The organism is Vibrio sp. 1401 (genome assembly GCF_033340295.1).
Genome location: NZ_JAWOWF010000241.1, coordinates 1 through 830, shown reverse-complemented (window position 1 = coordinate 830; position 830 = coordinate 1). Strand labels below are relative to the sequence as shown.

The following is an 830-nucleotide window of genomic DNA, read 5'->3' as shown; positions in this document are numbered from 1 at the left end:
TGTGCTATGAGCTGTTTAACGCGTTGGATGATCGCTGGATTAGCAGCAACCGTTTCAAGACAGCCAAAGTTGCCACATTGGCATTGCTCACCAAGAGGGTCAATTTGAATGTGGCCAATTTCACCTACGTTACGGTTAAAACCTAGAAACACTTGGCCGTTAACAATGATACCTGCGCCAGTACCGCGGTGTACACTGACTAAGATAGAGTCTTGGCAATCTTGGCTAGCACCAAAATAATGTTCTGCAAGTGCCATACCACGGACGTCGTTACCGACAAAGCAAGCCGTATTGAACTTCTCTCGGATAATTTCACCAAGCGCAAGGTTATCAATATCCGTATTTGGCATGTACTCAACGACGCCTGTCGTAGGGTTAACTAGGCCTGGTAACGTAATACCGATAGCAATCAACTGGTCAATTTTATCTTGGCAACGACTTACGAAGTCTTTTAATAAATCAATAAGACCTGCAATCAAATCGGCTTGGTTGGTGTAGTGAAGTTCGTGTTGATCTTCTGCCAGTGCAGTGCCGCCTAAGTCATAGAGCCAGAATTGAACGTAGTCTCGGCCTAAGCGAACGGCGATAGAGTGAAAAGGCTTCACTTCAGTGGTCAATGAGATTGCTCGACGACCACCTGTTGAAGCTTGTTGGGCGACCTCTTTAATGAGGCCGCGTTCCAATAGTTGACGGGTGATTTTGGTAACACTCGCTGGAGCGAGCTGGCTAACATCCGCGACTTGAATTCGGGAGATAGGACCTTGCTGATCAATCAGCCTGTATACCGCAGCGCTGTTAAGCTGTTTTACTAAATCTACATTACCAATCTG

Annotated in this window: 1 protein-coding gene; it reads right to left on the bottom strand. The window is 46.4% G+C overall.

Annotated features, from left to right (window positions below):
* Positions 1 to 830 (bottom strand): ROK family protein (locus R7Z77_RS24835; RefSeq protein WP_318136981.1); only part of this gene is annotated, 830 nt, incomplete at both ends.